This is a genomic window from Clostridium sp. KNHs205 (genome assembly GCF_000702945.1).
Classification (GTDB): Bacteria; Bacillota; Clostridia; order Lachnospirales; family Lachnospiraceae; genus Anaerocolumna.
This window is the reverse complement of sequence record NZ_JNLE01000005.1, coordinates 193,434-211,995: the sequence shown is the minus strand read 5'-3', so window position 1 is coordinate 211,995 and position 18,562 is coordinate 193,434. Positions and strand designations below refer to the sequence as shown.

General features: G+C 39.9%; 15 protein-coding genes. 12 read left to right on the top strand and 3 right to left on the bottom strand.

Annotation, left to right across the window (positions count from 1 at the left end):
* Positions 1 to 82: 82 nt before the first annotated feature.
* From BR73_RS0120585 to mutY, 6 genes are all read left to right on the top strand, one after another.
* Positions 83 to 1,357: a trypsin-like peptidase domain-containing protein gene (locus BR73_RS0120585; RefSeq protein ID WP_033167801.1), complete on the top strand. Its 1,275-nt coding sequence runs from the start codon at positions 83 to 85 to the stop codon at positions 1,355 to 1,357.
* A gap of 310 nt (positions 1,358 to 1,667) precedes the next feature.
* Positions 1,668 to 2,672, top strand: coding sequence for a glycosyltransferase family 2 protein (locus tag BR73_RS0120580; protein WP_033167800.1), 1,005 nt, complete (start codon positions 1,668 to 1,670; stop codon positions 2,670 to 2,672).
* Positions 2,673 to 2,788: 116 nt separating this feature from the next.
* Positions 2,789 to 3,751, top strand: a complete 963-nt coding sequence (locus BR73_RS0120575) for a glycosyltransferase family 2 protein (protein WP_197032709.1) — start codon at positions 2,789 to 2,791, stop codon at positions 3,749 to 3,751.
* 208 nt (positions 3,752 to 3,959) lie between these two features.
* Positions 3,960 to 4,466 carry an acetolactate synthase small subunit gene (gene ilvN, locus BR73_RS0120570; protein ID WP_033167799.1) on the top strand — a complete coding sequence of 169 codons (507 nt, stop codon included), beginning with the start codon at positions 3,960 to 3,962 and terminating at the stop codon, positions 4,464 to 4,466.
* An 82-nt stretch (positions 4,467 to 4,548) separates the two neighbouring features.
* Entirely contained in the window at positions 4,549 to 5,559 is a 1,011-nt protein-coding gene (ilvC, locus tag BR73_RS0120565; RefSeq protein WP_033167798.1) for a ketol-acid reductoisomerase, read from the top strand.
* A gap of 160 nt (positions 5,560 to 5,719) precedes the next feature.
* On the top strand, positions 5,720 to 6,814 hold the full coding sequence (mutY, locus tag BR73_RS0120560) for an A/G-specific adenine glycosylase (protein ID WP_033167797.1): 1,095 nt from the start codon (positions 5,720 to 5,722) through the stop codon (positions 6,812 to 6,814).
* A gap of 138 nt (positions 6,815 to 6,952) precedes the next feature.
* Here the strand turns inward: mutY and BR73_RS0120555 are convergent, their stop codons facing one another.
* Both BR73_RS0120555 and BR73_RS0120550 read right to left on the bottom strand, forming a co-directional pair.
* Positions 6,953 to 7,444, bottom strand: a complete 492-nt coding sequence (locus tag BR73_RS0120555) for a hypothetical protein (RefSeq protein WP_033167796.1) — start codon at positions 7,442 to 7,444, stop codon at positions 6,953 to 6,955.
* 73 nt (positions 7,445 to 7,517) lie between these two features.
* Entirely contained in the window at positions 7,518 to 8,426 is a 909-nt protein-coding gene (locus BR73_RS0120550) for a LysR family transcriptional regulator (RefSeq protein ID WP_033167795.1), read from the bottom strand.
* A 370-nt stretch (positions 8,427 to 8,796) separates the two neighbouring features.
* Between BR73_RS0120550 and leuB the strand changes: the two genes are divergently transcribed.
* From leuB to BR73_RS0120520, 6 genes are all read left to right on the top strand, one after another.
* Positions 8,797 to 9,882, top strand: coding sequence for a 3-isopropylmalate dehydrogenase (leuB, locus tag BR73_RS0120545; RefSeq protein WP_033167794.1), 1,086 nt, complete (start codon positions 8,797 to 8,799; stop codon positions 9,880 to 9,882).
* Between the two features lie 174 nt (positions 9,883 to 10,056).
* On the top strand, positions 10,057 to 11,322 hold the full coding sequence (leuC, locus tag BR73_RS0120540; RefSeq protein WP_033167793.1) for a 3-isopropylmalate dehydratase large subunit: 1,266 nt from the start codon (positions 10,057 to 10,059) through the stop codon (positions 11,320 to 11,322).
* 57 nt (positions 11,323 to 11,379) lie between these two features.
* Positions 11,380 to 11,862 carry a 3-isopropylmalate dehydratase small subunit gene (gene leuD, locus BR73_RS0120535; protein WP_033167792.1) on the top strand — a complete coding sequence of 161 codons (483 nt, stop codon included), beginning with the start codon at positions 11,380 to 11,382 and terminating at the stop codon, positions 11,860 to 11,862.
* Positions 11,863 to 12,261: 399 nt separating this feature from the next.
* Positions 12,262 to 14,220 carry an alpha-L-arabinofuranosidase C-terminal domain-containing protein gene (locus tag BR73_RS0120530; RefSeq protein WP_051685448.1) on the top strand — a complete coding sequence of 653 codons (1,959 nt, stop codon included), beginning with the start codon at positions 12,262 to 12,264 and terminating at the stop codon, positions 14,218 to 14,220.
* 396 nt (positions 14,221 to 14,616) lie between these two features.
* The gene (locus BR73_RS0120525) at positions 14,617 to 15,489 is read left to right on the top strand and encodes a DegV family protein (RefSeq protein WP_033167791.1); all 873 of its coding nucleotides are present in this window, start codon (positions 14,617 to 14,619) and stop codon (positions 15,487 to 15,489) included.
* A 133-nt stretch (positions 15,490 to 15,622) separates the two neighbouring features.
* Complete coding sequence (locus BR73_RS0120520; protein WP_033167790.1) at positions 15,623 to 17,224, top strand: MBL fold metallo-hydrolase; 1,602 nt, start codon at positions 15,623 to 15,625, stop codon at positions 17,222 to 17,224.
* A 236-nt stretch (positions 17,225 to 17,460) separates the two neighbouring features.
* Here BR73_RS0120520 and BR73_RS0120515 read toward each other — a convergent pair whose 3' ends face one another.
* Positions 17,461 to 18,249 carry a shikimate dehydrogenase gene (locus tag BR73_RS0120515; RefSeq protein ID WP_033168783.1) on the bottom strand — a complete coding sequence of 263 codons (789 nt, stop codon included), beginning with the start codon at positions 18,247 to 18,249 and terminating at the stop codon, positions 17,461 to 17,463.
* Positions 18,250 to 18,562: the final 313 nt, after the last annotated feature.

Genomic DNA, 18,562 nt, shown 5'->3' with positions numbered 1-18,562 from the left:
AACATATTTTAATGTTAAACTTTACTCATAACAAAGAAAACAACATATAAAATAGATTGCAGAAGTTGAAAGGAGAATAGCTATGAGTGAATTTAACTATGAGAATGACAATAAAATTATTGAAGGTCAGGGAGTCTTCACAGAAGATATTCCTAAAAAAGTGAAAAAGAAAAAAGGCAGAGGAAAAGGGTTTGTGAAACTGGTAGCTTCTGCTTTGGTATTCGGGCTGGTAGCAGGAGCTGCTTTCCAGGGATACTATACATTGACATCAGGCAGCAATAATGCTGTAAAAGAAGGTTCTGTAGCAACCGATAACAGTACTGGTGCTGATGGGGTAACAACCATAGAAACAAGTAGTACCTCCGGTTCTAATACCTCCAGTGAGGTATCAACTGTAGTTGAAAATGTAATGCCCTCTATAGTGGCTATTAATTCCACCATCAACCAGGTTACTTCTGATTTCTTTGGCAGACAGTACAATCAGCAGGAAGAAGGCAGCGGTTCCGGTATCATTATTGGACAGAATAATAACGAGATATTAATAGCCACTAATAATCACGTAGTAGAAGGAGCTACTGCAGTTGAAATTGTATTCAACGATGGTAAAACAGCCTCAGCTACAATAAAAGGTACTGCACCAGGTTCTGATCTTGCAGTGGTTTCTGTAAAGGTTAGTGATCTTCCTGAAGGAACAATTGATAATATTAAGGTAGCAACCTTAGGTGATTCTTCTTCCTTAAAGCTTGGTGAAATGGCTATAGCAATCGGAAATGCCTTAGGCTATGGTCAATCCGTAACCGTTGGATATATCAGTGGTTTGGATAGAGAAGTGACCGTTGATAATATTACCTTTAAATTAATCCAGACAGATGCTGCCATCAATCCCGGAAACAGCGGAGGAGCTCTGTTAAATTCCAAAGGTGAAGTAATCGGAATCAATTCTGTTAAATATGTGGATGAAAGCGTAGAAAGTGTTGGTTATTCCATTCCCATCAGTGATGCTATTCCGGTAATCAATGAACTGGTAAACGGTACTACTACTGACAGTACTCAGAGTGCTTATCTTGGTATACTTGGTAAGAACACAGGGGACTATGCTGAAAGCTTTAATATGCCGACAGGTGTTTATGTAAGTGAGATAGAAGATAACTCTGCCGCTGCTAAAGCAGGCTTACAGGTAGGAGATATTATCGTTGGCCTTAACAATGTTACTGTAAGCTCCATGGAAGATCTGCAGAAGGCTTTAAGTTATTCCAAGGCAGGCTCTACTGGTACTATTAAGGTACAATCACTTGTAAATGGTAAATATGAAGAGAAAACCCTGGATATTACGTTAGGTACCAAGCCGGAAAACTAATAATTGATTAAAATAAGAACTAGAAGCTGTTTGATTCACCAGAATTCTGACAGCTTCTTTTTTTGTACTTAATTATTTATTAAAAGTAAACAGGTAATTCCTTGACAAATGAAACAATAGATGAGTATGATATATATCAATTACATAAGAAAAGAAATGCAATATAAAGCAGTCAGACTAAAGCACAGTAAAGCAGTATAAAGCAGGCAGTCAGACTTAAGCATAGAATTGCTTATAAAGCAGTCAGATTTAAGCACAATAATGATATAAGTAATTAGATTTAAGTACAGGTAGAAAGGATATATCTGACATGGAAAACACAGATATTAAGATAGAGGAAGAAGCAGGAACTTTGAAACTGGACCTTATTATTCCGGTATATAAACCGGATATAAAATTCAAACATCTTATTGAACGTATTAAGAAGCAGAAGGACAAGCCTGACAGAATTATTCTGTTGCAGACGGTGGAAGAGGAAAAAGACAGAGATAACAGAAGAAATCAACCGGGCCAGGAATATATTACTTATGCGATGGAACTGGAGGACAGCAATTTTCACATTGACTTTATAGAAGTCAGCAAGAAAGATTTCGATCACGGAGCAACCAGGGCCTACGGGGCATCTTTATCAACTGCTGACCTGTTGATGTTCATGACACAGGATGCTGTTCCAAGTGATACACATCTTATCAGTAATATGAAAGCTGCTTTTTCAGACCCTAAAATAGCAGCGGCTTATGGCAGACAACTGCCTGGAGAAGATGCCGGGATTATTGAAAGCTACACGAGAAAGTTTAATTATCCCGAAGTAAGCTCCACAAAAAGCCTTTCTGATCTTCCGGAGCTTGGTATTAAAACCTATTTCTGTTCTAATGTCTGTGCGGCTTACCGAAGAGAAGTCTATGAAGGACTTGGCGGGTTTGTTAAAAAAACTATTTTCAACGAAGATATGATAATGGCTGCCGGAATTATAAAAGCAGGGTACTCCATAGCTTATACATCGGAGGCTAAGGTATATCATTCCCATAGCTACACCTGTAAGGAACAGTTTAAAAGAAACTTTGACCTTGCAGTTTCACAAACTGATTTTCCAGAAGTGTTTTCCGGAATTAAATCTGAGAATGAAGGAAAGAAAATGGTGCTCAAGACCTCTGCTTATTTATTAAAAAGCGGCAGATTTTACCTGCTTCCAAGTCTGATTGCAGAGAGTGGCTATAAATATATGGGATATCTTGCAGGGAAGAATTATAAAAAGCTCCCCCGTTCTATAATTAAGAAAATCAGTATGAACCCCAGTTATTTTGACAGTAAATAATGGGTTTAATGGTATATAAGAGATATTTTATAACATTCTGTCTGAGTTATGCTATGACACAGATTGAGGTTAGAGGATTTTGTAACGCGTGCAAAACACGCAGATGGGAGCTGGATTTGGACAGAGTTCATATCATAATGGCGGCATATAACGGAGAGGCATATATCAGGGAACAGATTATGTCCATCAGAGAGAGTACTCACAAAGATTGGGTGCTTTGGATTTTCGACGACGGTTCCAGCGATAATACTGCGGAAATAGTAAAAAGCCAGGTGGAGGAAGACACTGAGCGCATTCATTATATTGTTAATACCTCCAATAAAGGAGTAACCCTGAATTTTTTAGAAGGTGTCAGGTTTGCAGCCGGGTACAAGGAGGAGTCCTTTGAGGGGACAGAAGCAGTAAATCAATATTTTATGTTCTGTGACCAGGATGATGTCTGGATGCCGGATAAAATTGAAAAGTCACTAAAGGCAATGAAAAGGTTTGAGAAAAAATATTCCTGCAAGCTTCCTTTGGTGATATTTACAGATGCTATAATAGCTGATGAGCACCTGGGTGCAATATCACCCTCTTTTCATAAGAGCAATCATTTAAATACCGCAAAGCTTGGTTTTGGAAATATTCTTATGGAGAATAAGCTTATCGGCTGTACTATGATGTTTAATACTGCACTTGTGAAAAAACTTACAGTGTTACCTGTACATGCCAGATATCATGATTGGTGGATAGGAATTCTTGGTGCTGCTTTCGGTCATATTGTTTATCTGCCTCATCCGACTATCTATTATAGACAGCATGGCGGAAATGTAGTGGGAAATCAAGAATTTACCGGATATGTGAAGAAGAGGATGGCAACACTCAAAGAGCAAAAGAAGGTAATTGTTTCCAATGTAGCGCAGGCACAGGAATTTTATGAAATATACAAAGAATCCTTGTCTGACGATAAAAAAATGAAAGTTTATGCAATGGCAGAATTGCTGAAAAGAAATTGGGCTGTAAGAAGACTCCTTTGTTTCCGTTATGGTTTTTTAAAAAGCGGTTTTGTCAGGAATGCTGCATTAATGCTGATATTATAGAGTCTGTAAGGAAAAAGGTCTTGATTTTACAGTTCTTACTAGCTGTGTTTTCGTGTAGAATTCTGTTTTTAAGGTTTTCTTTATTGACATTTGATTTTCATATTGTTACAATGTAGACAATTTATATACAGTATGCTGCTGTATCAAGTTACTGCTGTAAAGCGGTTTGGATATTATGCCGTCTATGACGGCGGAATGCGAGGCAAATATGAAGAAGATGGTATTGTCAATACTGGTGGATAATACAGCAGGAGTACTAAGTCGTGTCTCCGGTTTATTCAGCAGAAGAGGTTATAATATAGACAGCCTTACAGTAGGCGTGACCCAGGATCCTTTGTATTCCCGAATGACAGTTGTAGTAAACGGAGATGACCAGATTCTGGAGCAGATAGGAAAGCAGCTCTTAAAGCTTGAGGATGTCAGAGAAGTAAGAGAACTATTGCCGGAAGAGTCCGTTTGCAGAGAATTGATCCTTGTAAAGGTTCTTGCATCTATAGAAGAGAGACAGGCGGTGATAGCGGTAGCTGATATCTTCCGTGCCAAAATAGTAGATGTTGCTATGGAATCCCTGATGATTGAGCTTACGGGAAATCAAGCCAAGATAGATGCCTTTATTAAATTATTGGAAGGCTTTACAATTAAAGAAATGGTTCGCACCGGTATTACGGGATTAGCCAGAGGTTCGGGAGATATAGCTGACTATCTGGATGACTAGTATTATTCCAAAGTGTTGTTGCACTTATGTGTTGTTACACTTTTTCAATAATAATATATTTTCATTAGGAGGATAAAAAGATATGGCAAAGATTTTTTACCAGGAAGATTGCAACTTATCGTTACTTGAAGGCAAGACAGTAGCTATAATCGGCTACGGAAGCCAGGGACATGCTCATGCACTAAATGCAAAGGAATCCGGTGTACATGTCATTGTGGGTCTCTATGAGGGTAGTAAATCCTGGAAGAAAGCAGAAGCAGCAGGATTTGAAGTATATACAGCAGCAGAAGCAGCTAAAAAAGCCGACATAATCATGATTCTTATCAATGATGAGAAACAGGCAAAGCTTTACAAGGAATCTGTTGAACCTAACCTGGAGGCAGGAAATGTACTTATGTTTGCTCATGGTTTTTCAATACATTTCGGACAGATAGTACCTCCTTCTGATGTTGATGTTATTATGATAGCACCAAAAGGACCAGGACATACGGTAAGAAGCCAGTATCAGGAAGGCCAGGGAGTTCCTTGCCTTATAGCTGTAGCTCAGGATGCAACAGGTAAGGCTCATGATATGGGACTTGCATATGCCCTTGCAATTGGCGGTGCCAGAGCGGGTGTTCTTCAGACCACCTTCAGAGAAGAGACGGAAACGGACCTTTTCGGTGAGCAGGCTGTACTTTGCGGTGGTGTTACACAGCTTATGAAAACTGGTTTTGAAGTATTAGTAGAAGCAGGTTATGAACCGGAAAGTGCCTACTTTGAATGTATACATGAAATGAAGCTGATTGTTGACTTGATTAATGAGAGCGGTTTTGCCGGAATGAGATACTCTATTTCCAATACTGCAGAGTACGGAGATTATATCACTGGGCCAAAGATCATAACAGAAGATACCAAGAACGCCATGAGACAGGTATTAAAAGATATTCAGGAAGGTGTTTTTGCAAGAAACTGGCTCCTTGAAAACCAGATCGGATGTACTAATTTCCTTGCTATGAGAAGAAGAGAATCAGAGCATCAGTTAGAGACGGTAGGATCAGAACTTCGTAAGATGATGAGCTGGACCAATAAGGATAAGTTAATCAACAACTAATCACTCAGTAAGACAAACGTGCCGGAGTTATTTTCCGGCGCGTTTTTTATATGATAGAAAAAATGAAGCCTGCAAAAGGAAAATGAATCTGCCAGAGCAGGCACATGAAGTACTTTTAAGTAAGATTGTATAGAACCGCATTTAGAAAGGTTACAGAGTGATGAAATATGATTATTCCCAGACCATAGATTACTTATTGGACTGGTATCAATTAAATGCCAGGATACTTCCCTGGAGAGAGAATCCGAAACCTTATTATGTATGGATATCGGAAATTATGCTTCAGCAGACCAGAGTTGAAGCAGTAAAAGCATATTTTGAAAGATTTATTAATGCTCTCCCTGACATTACCTCTCTTGCAGAGATTTCAGAGGAGAAGCTGCTTAAGCTTTGGGAGGGACTCGGTTATTACAATCGTGCCAGAAATCTGCAAAAGACCGCCAGGATATTAACCTCTGATTATGGAGGGGAATTACCCGGGGATTATCACGAATTATTAAGACTACCTGGAATCGGGAGCTATACTGCCGGTGCAATCTCCTCTATTGCCTTTCAGATACCGGAACCTGCTGTTGACGGTAATGTACTCAGGGTAATGATGCGGGTAGCAGGAAGCTTTGATGATATTACTGAGACAAAGGTGAAGAATCGGTTAGAGAATGATTTACGTGAAATTATGCCAAAGAACAGACCGGGGGATTTTAACCAGGCTATCATGGAGCTTGGAGCTACCGTATGTATTCCGGTTGGAAAACCTCTGTGCGATAAATGCCCATTGATGCATCTGTGCAATGCCTTTAAGAATCATACGGAAGACAGAATTCCGGTGAAAAAGGATAAAAAACCGAGACAGATTGTAGAAAGAACTATTTTTCTTATAGAGCAGGGCAATAAATATGTATTGTTTAAAAGACCTGGAAAAGGATTATTGGCAGGTTTGTATGAACTGCCAGGAACAGAAGGCAAATTATCGCCTGATGGAGTGTGCGAGTATCTGGAAGGAGAAGGATATCTGGTGGAAGAACTTGTCCCATTAGGAGACAGTAAACATATTTTCTCCCATGTGGAATGGCATATGACCGGATATAGAATAAGACTTAAGGATTACGCAGCAGAAAAAAATAATTATGAAGCTGCCAGTGAAAATGACAAACCTCAGGCCGTTTGGGCATCACCTCTGGAAATAAAAGAAATATACTCCTTACCTTCGGCTTTTGATTATTATAAAAAATTTATACCTGAAATAGAATTATGAGTCAGTGGCGGCAACTTGTGCCCGGTTGAAGGAAACAATTATCAAAGCGTTTAACAGAAGGTTTGGTATCTTTCAACTGTCAGGTACAACTGCCGCCATTTTAGTGGAATTTAAAACCCTGAACGGAAAAAAGCTATATTACCGGCATAGGACAATAATTCTATAAGGGGTCGTCATAGCAGGTATACTTCTCGTAGTGGGGCCGTAGAGAACTATAAGATAATGATTGGAGGGACGCTGATAAAAAAGCTGGCCGTTTTCAAGAACCACAGTTGTATCTGATGCAATATTAAGCTTAAGGGTTCCGTCGCTGCTTAATAGATTCCTGTCGAAATAATCCACCTTAACATTGGTGTCTTCAAGGTTGACAGCTACGAAAAGAGCACGAAATCTTGGAGGGTAGATTAAGGGAACCGGTGCATTTGCATCATAAAAACCCGTAATAAAATCACCTTCAACAGCAGTTGTATTATCAATAAAATAAGTGGTAGGTGTTATTAAGAAGGTAATAATGTTTCTATCCAGATCCTCAATGGTAAACAGCTTATTACAGCCTAAGCTATCCCTAGAATCCAGAAGAATGTCCTCTATTGAAATAATTGTTCCGGAGTAGAAATTATATTTAGTCATAGGAGGTTCTTTCTATCTATATTTATATTAGTATATGCAGCCGATGCACCGTCTGACTCTACTGTACTGGAATTCAATTCTCCAAGGTCTTATAGAAGTCAATAAAATGCTTCAGTGAATCAGGCAGGTAGGAGTCTTTACTGTAGGCAAAACCTACTGATCTTTTTTTTAGGGGAGGATTTAGAGGCAGATTAATTAATTCTCCTCTTGATAATTCCTCCTCAATAAATTCTTTGATAACACAGGAAATTCCAAGTCCGATTTTTGCAAATTCGATCAACAGATCCATATTACTTACTTCTAAAAGCTGGTTTGTTTTTATATTATTACGGGAGAAGTAATCCTCAACATAGAGGCGGGTAATATTTTTCTCGTCCAAAAGCATGACATTGGCATTTTTAAGTATATCTAATGTAGAGACGGAGGGTTCCTGAAGCTGCAGGCTTAAATTATTTAAATAAGTTTTGGTGCCAACAAAAATGTCCTCTATCTGTCTTACTTCATAAAAATCCATATCTTTTAAGCTGTCAGGCTTACCGATTAATCCGACATCTATTTTACCTGACCGCAGGAGGTCGATAGTTTTATAGGTTGACTGGCATTCTATGGTTATTTTGATATGAGGATACTGAATTACAAACTGCTTCAGATAAGGCAGCAGGATATATTTGCACAGTGTGGTGCTTACTCCAATCCTTATGTGTCCCATGCCAAGGCCCTGAATACGGGAAAGGGTTAACTCCGCCTGTTTTAGGGTATCAAAAGCGGATTTTGTGTATTCATACAGTACACTGCCTTCACCGGTGAGTCTTACACCTCTTGAAGAGCGGATGAAAAGAGTCATATTCAGACTTTCCTCCAAGGTCTGTATGGCTTTGCTGACAGCGGGCTGGCTGATATAGAGTTCTTTTGCGGAGCGGGATATATTTCCCGTACCTGCCACAGAATTAAATATTCGATATAAGGTCAGATTAGTGTCCAAAGTGTTGCCTCCTTACGTTTATTACATTTGCGGGTTATATGATACTTCAATAACGCTCTGGTTTAAAAAATACTTATATAACTAAAAGTTATAGTAAGTATTCGCATTATGTATTTCTATTATAGCAAGACCTGTGTTAAAATACCATTAATTAATTTGAGTGTATATGAAAACTGTTATCGCCGGTTTAGATGTTAAGGTTTGTGGGATACGGGGGACAAAGTTGGATAGGCAGCAGTGCTACGTTCCAATTTGAACAAAGAATACCGCAAAGTTAAGCCTAAATTAAGGTGGAAGAAGCTTTCGGCCATGCTCTAAGCTAAAAGGGATAATAAAAATTGAAATAGTAATATTCAGGAAAGAGGTAGTTATGGATTGCAACATAGCGGTGATTCCGGGAGACGGCATAGGGCCGGAAATAGTCAGAGAAGCCAGAAAGGTTCTTGCTAAGATTGGAAAGATCTATGGTCATAAATTTAACTTCACAGAACTCTTAATGGGAGGAGCCTCTATTGATGTGCACGGTGTACCTTTAACGGATGAAGCACTGGAAGCTGCAAGGAACAGTGATGCAGTTCTGCTTGGGGCTGTGGGCGGTAATGTAGGAGTATCCAACTGGTACAGTCTGCCGCCGGAATTAAGACCGGAAGCAGGATTGTTAAAGATTCGAAAGGGATTGAACCTATATGCCAATTTAAGACCGGCACTGCTGTTTGAGGATTTGAAAGATGCCTGTCCGCTAAAGGAAAGTATTATCGGGGATGGCTTTGACCTGATTGTGGTAAGGGAATTAACCGGCGGGCTTTATTTCGGCGAGAGGAAGACTGTAGTGGAAGTGGGATTGAGAAAGGCCTATGATACCCTGACCTATGATGAAGAAGAAATAAGGCGTATAGCTTTATGGGGATTTGAGACAGCCAGAAAGCGGAGAAAGAAGCTTTGCAGTGTAGATAAGGCAAATGTCATTGATTCCTCCAGACTCTGGAGACAGGTTGTAAAAGAAGTCAGCAAAGATTATCCGGACGTAGAATTAAGTGATATGCTGGTTGATAATTGTGCCATGCAGTTAGTGAAGGATCCCGGACAGTTTGACGTTATTCTTACTGAGAACATGTTTGGAGATATCTTATCTGACGAAGCCAGCATGGTGACCGGCTCCATCGGAATGCTGCCCTCTGCAAGCCTTGGCAGGACAAAGCTTGGATTATACGAGCCAAGTCATGGCTCTGCGCCGGATATTGCCGGTCAGAATAAAGCCAATCCGGTTGCGACCATTCTGTCAGCAGCAATGCTCTTAAGGTATTCCTTTGATCTGGAAGAAGAAGCAAAGCAAATAGAAGAGGCAGTGCAAAAAGTCTTAAAAGACGGCTATAGAACAATTGACATTATGTCAGACGGAAATACCCTTGTGGGAACGGATAAAATGGGTGACTTAATAGCAGAAGTAATCAGATAGATTTTTGATTGAAAGATTGAAGACTAGCTTTTGTACTTCTGCCAGGCATAAAAATTACTTTATTTTTTAAATATACAAGGCAAAAAATTATGTTCAATTCTTTATAGTACATAAACAAACGAATTACTGTAGCAGGTTTTGATACCTGTCGAACAGGTGAAAGGAGAAATGAAAATGGGAATGACTATGACCCAGAAGATTCTGGCAGCCCATGCGGGATTAGAGAAAGTGGAGGCAGGGCAATTAATAGAGGCGGATCTTGACATGGTATTGGGAAATGATATTACAGCCCCGGTAGCTATTCAGGAAATGGAAAGAATAAATAAAAAGCAAGTATTTCATAAAGACAAGATAGCATTGGTACCAGATCATTTCACCCCCAATAAAGATATTAAATCGGCTCAGAATTGCAAATGTCTGAGAGAATTTGCATTAGAGCATGATATCACCAATTATTTTGAAATCGGTGAAATGGGAATAGAACACGCGCTCCTGCCGGAAAAGGGCTTGGTTGTTGCTGGGGAAGCTGTAATCGGCGCTGACTCTCACACCTGTACCTACGGCGCTCTCGGAGCTTTTTCCACCGGTGTGGGAAGCACCGATATGGCAGCCGGCATGGCAACGGGTAAAGCTTGGTTTAAAGTACCGGCAGCCATAAAATTTCAACTGACAGGCTGTCCCCAGAAGTGGGTGAGCGGAAAGGATATAATACTTCATATCATCGGACTAATCGGAGTAGACGGAGCCCTTTATAAATCAATGGAGTTTACGGGGGATGGTATTAAGAAGCTTACCATGGATGACCGTTTTACCATGGCAAATATGGCTATCGAAGCAGGAGCCAAGAATGGCATCTTTCCTGTGGATGAACAGACCATCAGCTATATGAAGGAGCATTCGGTAAAAGAATACAAAGTGTATGAAGCTGATTCAGATGCAGAGTATGAGAAAACATATCACATCAATTTGTCTGATATACGACCTACTGTCGCGTTTCCTCATTTGCCTGAGAATACCAGAACCATTGATGAAGTAGGAGAAGTTGAGATTCATCAGGTTATTATCGGTTCCTGTACCAATGGAAGAATTGATGATTTAAGGGCTGCAGCCAAAGTCCTTAAGGACAGGAAAGTAAAAAAAGGCATGAGGCTGATTGTATTCCCGGCAACCCAGGCTATCTATCTTCAGGCAATGGAAGAAGGTCTTCTGTCAATTTTTATTAAAGCAGGAGCAGCAGTCAGTACTCCAACCTGTGGTCCTTGTCTTGGAGGACATATGGGAATTCTTGCTCAGGGAGAACGTGCGGTAGCAACTACGAATCGTAATTTTGTCGGCAGGATGGGGCATGTGGAATCAGAAATCTATCTTGCAAGCCCGGCAGTTGCAGCGGCCAGTGCCATTACCGGTAAAATCTCAGGGCCGGAAGAATTAGGTTTATAATTATTCAGATCGTAAGCAGACAGGTAAACTAAATATTACCCGAAAAAGGAGTATGAAATGAAAGCACATGGTAGTGTTCACAAATACGGCGATAATGTTGATACAGACGTAATCATACCTGCCAGATATTTAAATTCCACCAGTCCGGCAGAACTGGCACAAAAATGTATGGAAGATATAGATCCGGATTTCGTAAAAAGAGTAGAAAAAGGAGATATTATAGTAGCGAATAAGAATTTTGGCTGTGGTTCCTCCAGAGAGCATGCACCTATCGCCATAAAAGCTTCAGGTATCAGCTGCGTAATAGCTGAAAGCTTCGCCAGAATCTTTTATCGTAATGCTATAAATATCGGTCTGCCTATTATAGAATGTAAAGAAGCAGCAGCCGAAATCGAAGCCGGTGATGAAGTGGAAATTGATTTTGACAGCGGTAAGATATATGACCTTACCAAAAAGACAGAGTATAAAGGCCAGCCATTTCCTGAATTCATGCAGAAAATCATTAAGGCTGAAGGCTTGATAAATTATATTAATATGTAGTTATACTCAATATTTGAGAAGCGAATCTTTGTCAGGAAGCATCTTGTTACCCCCTCTAAGTTAGGACTTCTGAAAACCTGCTGCTCCGTTCTGGCCGCTCCATTTTTAAGTATTCTGGGTTTGGATTTTATGAATGTAATATTACTCTGGAATCCGAAACCCACGACAGTCTTAAAAATGGAGCACCCGGATCGGTACAGGCAGTATTCAGATTACCTCTTAAGGGAATTCTAACAGAATGCTTCCTGTTTTATTTGAGAGTAATGCAAAATACTATATTGCATGTTGTGCCCAATTGTTTATGTTATTTAATAATTAAATACTTCATTATATATTGACATAAAGCTCTATAAAGGTTATGTTAGATGAGAAAGAAATTATATTTTCAGGAGGTCGTACATGAGTAAGCATAAAAGCTCATTAACCATAACCGGTGAAAAGGGCGTGGACATTAATAAAGGTATGATTGGTCTCTTTTTTGAGGATATCAATTACGGAGCAGATGGGGGATTATATGCAGAACTGCTGGAAAACCCCAATTTTGAATTCTTAGACAGCAGAGGTGATAAGGATGCCTATTATCAGAACTTTGATGGATTATATGGTTGGAAAGCATATCCTGAAGATACAGCGGCCCTTTCAATCTCGGAAGAAAGTCCTGTCAGCAAAATAAATCCCCATTATCTTACCGTAACCACCAGCGGTGATAACCAGGGTTTTACGAATAAAGCATTTGATGGTGTTACCTTAAGAAAAGGTGTAGAGTATAACCTGACTTTTTATGCCAGAGGAAAAGAATACCAGGGAAATATAGAGGCTCAGGTAAAACAACAGGGAAAAGTATATGCCTCAGCCTTAACAACCGCCGGAGTGCAGGAAGAATGGACTTTGTATTCACTTTCTTTGAAATCCGATGAAGATGTAAGAAATGGTGAGTTTGTTGTGTACCTTACAAAAGCAGGAAAGGCAGAATTCGATTTCTTTTCTCTTATGCCTTCGGACGCCGTTCTTGGCTTATTCAGACCAGATCTGGTACAATATTTAAAAGACATTACCCCTGGCTTTCTGCGTTTCCCCGGAGGCTGTATCGTGGAAGGAAACGAACTGACTAACCGATACCAGTGGAAAGAAAGCGTCGGTCCGCGTATCCATAGAAGAAACAACTGGAACCGTTGGGCGGTACATGACAATAATAAAGAAAATGATTTTACAAGTACCTACTCACACTATAACCAGACACTCGGACTTGGATATTATGAATATTTTCTCCTCAGTGAATATTTAGGAGCAAAAGCGATTCCCATTCAGAATGTAGGACTGGCCTGCCAATATCAGTCAACCCAGAAAGTAGCTTCTGATTCGGAAGAATTTAATGAGTTTATACAGGATGCCCTGGATTTAATTGAATTTGCCAATGGTGATGCAAGTACGAGATGGGGAAGTTTAAGAATCGAAATGGGACATAAAGAGCCTTTTAACCTGGAATATCTGGGAATCGGCAATGAACAGTGGGAAACCAGTGAAGTAGATTATTTCTATCGTTACGAGTGTTTTGAGAAAAAAATTCACAAATATTATCCGGACCTTATGTTAGTAAGCTCTGCAGGACCTAATGTAAATACTGACACTTACAATGCAGCCTGGAAATGGGTTAGAGAGAAAGCAGAAGAGAACAGCAATTTCACAGCAGTTATAGACGAGCATTATTATATGCCGCCTAAGTGGTTTCTTGAGAATGATGACTTTTATGATGAATACCCAAGAACTGTCAAGGTTTTTGCCGGTGAATACGCTGCTCACCTTGGGAATGGTATGAACAGACCGGAAGTCAGCACGATGGAAGCGGCTTTGGCAGAGGCAGCTTTTATGACCGGTCTGGAACGCAACGGAGATGTAGTGTCTCTGGCTGCATATGCACCTCTTTTTGCAAGAATCAACTACACTCAATGGTCTCCGGATCTTATCTGGTTCGATGATCAGAAAGCTTACGGCACCCCAAGCTATTATGTGCAGAAGCTCTACGGCAATAATATGGGAAACAGGACTCTTAAATTTGCCAAAGATGGTGACTGGAATGATTTATATGCAACTGTCTGCTATGATGATGAATCCAGAGAGCATATTATTAAGCTTGTTAATACCGGAACTGAATCCAGAGAGACAGAAGTTGTTATACAGGCCGGAGCTTCAGTAAAGCCGCAAGCATCCGTTGTCACATTATCCACTGCTGATCCGGGTGACAGAAATACAATAGAAGAGCCGGATAAAGTGGTACCTGTCTCAACCGGATTGCAAGTAGTTAATGGTGCGGTCAGACTGGAATTAAAGCCTTATTCACTAACGGTAATACGCTTATAAAATTAATGTGAAAGCTTGTGTGCTTCTTTACCTTCCGGTAAAGAAGCCACAGGCTTTTTTTGCGAGAAATTGCCTCCTGTAGCAGACTCTCAATTTCATATAACTGCAGTCAGTCTGGTGGGATATATATGAGCATTTGAGGAAGTCTGTCACTAGTACTGCCTTGCACATATTTCACTTAATTCAGCACCTGCTATTTCCGCTGATACTGACAGCCTTTAGCATAATAGGAATCAAACTTGTCATACCTTAATAATGGTGGTAAAATAATACTATAAAGTTAGGTTGTCTTAACATACCTGATAATTTTTCAAACCGGTAGTTTACTCCTGGCTGGAGAAAATAGAGTGGGAAAGGATGCCATACGCATTATACAGTGGTAAGAGGCAGGTCATTATGAGAGACTATATTATAGTAACAGACGGAACAGCAGATTTAGCACAGGGGATGATTGATGAGCTTGGGATTTTATCTATTCCTATGAGCTTTGAGATTGATGGAAAAGCATTTGTTCATTATCCGGATGGAAGGGAATTAGCACCAAAGGAATTTTATGATAAATTAAAGCTGGGGAGCAAATCGGTTACCTCTTTAATAAATACGGATACCTTTTTATCCGTGTTCGAACCGGTTATCAAAGAAGGCAAGGACATATTATATATCGCATTTTCCTCTGCCTTGAGCGGAACCTATAATTCTTCGCTAATAGCAAAAGAAGAGCTGCAAGAGAAATATCCTGAGGCTGTTATTAAATGCTTTGATTCCAAATGTGCATCTGCCGGTGAAGGGCTCTGTGTCTATACAGCGGCAAAACTTAAAGAGGATGGAATGAACCTGGAAGAACTCTGTGCCTGGCTGGATAACAATATACTTACATTATGCCATTGGTTTACGGTGGACGATCTGTTTCATCTGAAAAGAGGCGGAAGAGTAAGTGCTCTGAGTGCCGGTATAGGAACAGCCTTAAATATCAAACCCGTTCTTCATGTAGATGATGAGGGACGTTTAATCCCCATGGAAAAAATAAGAGGCAGAAAGAAATCAATCAATTCCCTGTTCGAACATCTGGAGAATACTATTACCAACCCGGAAGCTCAGGTTATTTTTATCGGTCATGGAGATGCTTTAGAGGATGCAGAATATTTAAGCAGCCTTATTAAAGAAAAATATCCCGTTAAGAATATCGTAATTAATAATATCGGTCCAGTTGTCGGAAGTCATTCTGGTCCAGGAACTATTGCATTATTCTTTTTTGGAACAAAAAGATAAAAAAACAGTACATAGGATGAAGGCATAATTTTCACCCTTGTCATGTATGATGTATATTCCATTGGGAATGCTACTGTATTGTCTGGAACATTTTAAGTGAACCGACAGCACACAAGAAGACAGGAGGTTGCTTATGAAACTAACATTTATCGGAGCTGCTCATGAGGTTACCGGCAGCTGTTATTTATTAGAAGCTTGCGGAAAGAATATATTAATTGATTTTGGTCTGGAACAGGGCAGAGATTTTTTTGTAAACCAACCCATACCCGTTTCTTCCAGAGAAATCCATGAGGTACTTCTGACTCATGCACATATGGATCATGCCGGCCGGCTTCCGTTATTATATAAGGACGGTTTTCAGGGACATATCCATTCCACAGGAGCCACAAAAGCATTATGTGAGATTATGCTCTTAGACAGTGCACATATACAGATGTTTGAAGCTGAATGGAAGAATAGAAAGGGTGTCAGAAAAGGCGAAAAACCAGTTGAGCCTATTTATACAACGGAGGATGCAAGAAAGACCATAGCTTCCTTTGTAGCACATCCTTATGAGGAAAAAACCAAACTCTCTGAAGGAATCGAATTCCGGTTTGTTGACAGCGGACATCTTTTGGGCTCTGCAAGTATAGAAATATGGATTACAGAAGGAGGGATAACAAAGAAGCTTGTATTTTCCGGTGACATCGGTAATATTAATCAACCTCTTATTAACGATCCTGTATATATCAAAGAGGCTGATTATGTAGTAATGGAATCTACTTATGGTACAAGAGACCATGGAGCGGCACCTGATTATGTAAAAGAACTTACGGATATACTTCAGACTACCTTTGACAGAGGGGGGAATGTTGTAATACCGGCGTTTGCGGTGGGACGCACCCAGGTATTGCTGTATTTTATCAGGCAGATAAAAATGGAGAATCTTCTGAAGGGACACAAGGATTTTAAGGTTTATGTGGACAGCCCCCTGGCAAATGAAGCAACGGAAATTTTTACGGAGAATGTTCTGGGATACTATGATACCCAGGCTATGGAGTTGGTTGAGAAAGGTATAAATCCTATTACATTTCCTGGGCTTATAACGGCTGTTACTGCAGAGGATTCCAAGGCAATCAATTTTGATAAAGACATTAAAGTAATCATATCTGCCAGCGGTATGTGTGATGCAGGCAGAATCAGGCATCATCTAAAGCATAATCTTTGGCGGCCTGAGAGTACCGTGTTATTTGTGGGGCATCAGTCCGAGGGAAGTCTTGGCAGGATCATCATAGATGGCGCCAGTGAAGTAAAGCTATTTGGTGAACATATCAAAGTGAATGCAGAAATCAGACGGCTTAACGGTACCAGCGGGCATGCGGATAAGACAGGCCTCTTAAAATGGATCAATTCCTTTGAAAAGAAACCGGACAGAGTCTTTGTTACACATGGTGAAGCTGAAACCTGTGATGCATTTGCAGCTATTCTTCATAAAGAATATGGAATGGAAAGTACGGCACCATACAGCGGTGACTCTTTTGATTTAAAAAGTGGCACATGGCTTGAGAAGAATGAGGGAATCAGAATTACACCCAGGTCCGAAAAAGGCGGTACGGAAACCTCCAAAGCTTATGCACGTCTTTTGGATGCAGCTAACAGGTTGATGGCTGTTGTGCGCCAAAGCGAGAAACGTTCTGCCAAGGAACTTTCTAAATTGACGGATGCTTTGAATTCCCTGCTGGATAAATGGAGATAAAAGAAAAAAAGGCGCTGTTGCAATTATAAGAAGCCCCATGACTTTCCTCCATACACCGGCTGCAAGACATATTATTAATTTTGTGTGCTAAAATCGTATAAAACATCTTGCTTATAGCACACAAAATCTTTAATATGTCTTTCAGGCAGTGTATTAAGAAAAGTCAAGGGGCTTTTTAAAGCTATATTTTCATAATTCATCAGTACTTTTTTAGTACTTCTGTAATATCTTCTGTTCTAATTCTTTTGCAGTTCCATAATAAGTTCTTCATGTATCTGCTGTATGGCTTCGTCGGCAATAGTGGAATCAAGAAAGATTTCCACGGCGCGTTTTGCCTGGGCTACCAGCATTTCAAGACCGTTGACTGCCGGTATAGAAAGCTTGGCTGCCTGTGCCAATAATTTGGTTTCCAAGGGATTGTATATAATATCTATAACACCTTCCAGGCTTTTGTAGGGTGTAAGCTCCAAAGGCGAAGCATCTGTACAGGGATACATCCCCACAGGACTGGTGTTGATGATAAAGGAGGCATCCCCATGCTTTAGAGCGGCCTCCTCATAAGAGATACAGTTAACTCCTTCCCGGTGTTTGACAATAATTATCTGTGAGGCTTTCAGATAATGAAGTACTGCGAGGATTGCTTTGGCAGCTCCGCCGTTGCCAAGTACCAGGACCTTTTTATCCTTCACTGCAAAATTATGATAAAGGAGCGTATAAAGAAAACCATAAAAATCTGTGTTATAACCGTAAAGTTTTCCCTCTTTATTTACTATTGTATTAACAGCACCAATTTTTTCTGCATGTGCATCTATTTTATGTAAATAGGGAATTACCTCTGTCTTATAAGGAATTGTGACATTAATACCTGTAAATTCCTTTGCTGTCATAAAATCATGAAACTCTTCTTTTGCAACAGGTCTGATTTCGTAGCTGTAGTCCTTTATGTCATGAAAGGTTACCAGCTTCTCATGAATGGGTTTGGAATAGCTATGACCCAGTTTTTCTCCGATTAATCCGTATTTCATATGAACTCCCATCTGTGTGCCTTAGTACACGTATATAATAAGCACCATTCGCATATTTGCCTGTTTCTATCAAGCGGAAATCACCTTTTTATTATGCGCTAGCTCCCAGGGCATGTCTATCTGCTTACAAATCTGATATTTTCTCAGATTATGGAAGGTATTATTCTTTTTGATAATTAAGGTTAACACCGGTAGGCCTATTAACGCAGCATTTCTATAAATTCAGGCAGTTATTAATTTAATCATAAGAATAATATATAAAAATCTATTTTGCAAGTTAAAATATAAGGTCATAAATTTTTCAAGGGTACAT

Bases quoted from the DNA above. Each gene is read 5' to 3' on its own strand.
- BR73_RS0120585 (WP_033167801.1), top strand. From the start codon at position 83: ATGAGTGAATTTAACTATGAGAATGACAATAAAATTATTGAAGGTCAG.
- BR73_RS0120580 (WP_033167800.1), top strand. From the start codon at position 1,668: ATGGAAAACACAGATATTAAGATAGAGGAAGAAGCAGGAACTTTGAAA.
- ilvN (WP_033167799.1), top strand. From the start codon at position 3,960: ATGAAGAAGATGGTATTGTCAATACTGGTGGATAATACAGCAGGAGTA.
- ilvC (WP_033167798.1), top strand. From the start codon at position 4,549: ATGGCAAAGATTTTTTACCAGGAAGATTGCAACTTATCGTTACTTGAA.
- mutY (WP_033167797.1), top strand. From the start codon at position 5,720: ATGAAATATGATTATTCCCAGACCATAGATTACTTATTGGACTGGTAT.
- BR73_RS0120555 (WP_033167796.1), bottom strand. From the start codon at position 7,444: ATGACTAAATATAATTTCTACTCCGGAACAATTATTTCAATAGAGGAC.
- leuB (WP_033167794.1), top strand. From the start codon at position 8,797: ATGGATTGCAACATAGCGGTGATTCCGGGAGACGGCATAGGGCCGGAA.
- leuC (WP_033167793.1), top strand. From the start codon at position 10,057: ATGGGAATGACTATGACCCAGAAGATTCTGGCAGCCCATGCGGGATTA.
- leuD (WP_033167792.1), top strand. From the start codon at position 11,380: ATGAAAGCACATGGTAGTGTTCACAAATACGGCGATAATGTTGATACA.
- BR73_RS0120530 (WP_051685448.1), top strand. From the start codon at position 12,262: ATGAGTAAGCATAAAAGCTCATTAACCATAACCGGTGAAAAGGGCGTG.
- BR73_RS0120525 (WP_033167791.1), top strand. From the start codon at position 14,617: ATGAGAGACTATATTATAGTAACAGACGGAACAGCAGATTTAGCACAG.
- BR73_RS0120520 (WP_033167790.1), top strand. From the start codon at position 15,623: ATGAAACTAACATTTATCGGAGCTGCTCATGAGGTTACCGGCAGCTGT.
- BR73_RS0120515 (WP_033168783.1), bottom strand. From the start codon at position 18,249: ATGAAATACGGATTAATCGGAGAAAAACTGGGTCATAGCTATTCCAAA.